The 1543-nt window shown below is 47.7% G+C and carries 1 pseudogene; it reads left to right on the top strand.

What is annotated here, in order from left to right:
- Positions 1-86 precede the first annotated feature (86 nt).
- Positions 87-1489 (top strand): annotated as a pseudogene (locus tag GO755_RS40580) (IS3 family transposase).
- The last annotated feature ends 54 nt before the right edge of the window (positions 1490-1543 follow it).

The raw sequence follows: 1543 nt of genomic DNA, 5'->3' as shown, positions 1-1543 counted from the left end.
TGTACGTCGTCAAATGAAAGTGGACAAAAAGGGTAAAGATGGGAAGAGACAATTTGTTAAATTGTTTCACCTAAATCACCTTAGTAATGTCCAAATCGGTCAAATCATCCCAGTCTAAGCGTTCCGCTCCCTCAACTGCTGCTGAACGTAAACCCGCCCTATCTATCATTAAAGACATCCAACGGCAGACGCGTCGGCAGTATACCGCTGAAGAAAAGATCCGCATTGTGCTGGAGGGTTTGCAAGGTGAACAGTCAGTAGCCGAGATCTGTCGACGGGAAGGACTCAATACCAACATCTATTATCGATGGAGCAAGGAGTTCCTCGAAGCGGGTAAAAAGCGATTGGCTGGCGATACTACCCGGGAAGCTACTGCCCCCGAAGTACAATCCATCAAGTCGGAAAATGAAGCCCTCAAACAACTGGTGGCTGAATTGAGCCTAGAGAATAGGGTATTAAAAAAAAGTCTCAAAGCCGACGACTAATCGCTACCATCGTATGACCCAATCAGAAAAAATGGAGATCATCACGCTGGTGGAGCAGTCGCCATTGAGTGTGAAGGCAACGCTCCGTGAGTTAGGCATCCATCGCTCGACTTTTTATCAATGGTATAAACGGTATCTAACAAATGGCTACGATGGGTTAGCCGATCCCCCTTGTCGACGCACCAGTGCTTGGAATCAGCTACCACCGGCGGAGAAGGGCCGCATTGTGGAGTTAGCTTTGGAACGTCCGGATCTTTCCAGTCGAGAATTAGCCTGCCATATTGTGGATAATGAGGGCTGGTTTGTCTCAGAGTCAACGGTTTACCGTATTTTAAAAAGCCGGGGCTTAGTGACTACGCCTGCTTATCGGCTCATGGAAGCGGCTGATCAGTTCTACAATCCGACCACCGCTCCCAATCAGCTTTGGCAGACCGACTTTACTTATTTCAAGATCAAGAACTGGGGTTGGTACTATCTGTCGACGGTGTTAGATGACTATTCCCGCTACATTTTAGCGTGGGATCGGACCGCCGACGCGGCTATGTCCCGGCATGCAGGCCACAGACGTGAAACGAACAGTGCAATCGGCTGTTGATGCCAGCCGTTTATCTGTTGGTCAGCGACCGCGTATGCTGTCAGACAATGGGTCGGCCTATGTGTCTCGCTATCTTAAAGAGTATTTGAAAGGGGAAAGCATTGAACACATTCGCAGTGCGCCGTTTCATCCTATGACGCAAGGTAAGATTGAGCGCTATCATCGGTCAATGAAAAACGTGCTGCTTCTGGAACACTATTATAGTCCGGATGAACTGAGGCAACGGTTAGCGGATTGGGTGGCGTACTATAATCATCAGCGGTATCACGAATCGTTGGATAATGTACGACCTGCGGATGCGTACTGGGGTCGTCAAGATCAAATCTTGGCAGATCGGCAAAAAACCAAACAGCTAACAATGGTTCAACGACGAAAAAATCATATTTTTCAGCGTCTACAAAGTACTTAAAAGTATCTCTTCTCTTTTCACCTGTATCTGTCCACTTTCGGTTGACGATATACA

Source organism: Spirosoma arboris (assembly GCF_009754945.1).
GTDB classification, from domain to species: Bacteria; Bacteroidota; Bacteroidia; order Cytophagales; family Spirosomataceae; genus Spirosoma; species Spirosoma arboris.
The sequence above is the reverse complement of the archived record's forward strand: the minus strand, read 5'-3'. Positions and strand labels throughout refer to the sequence as shown.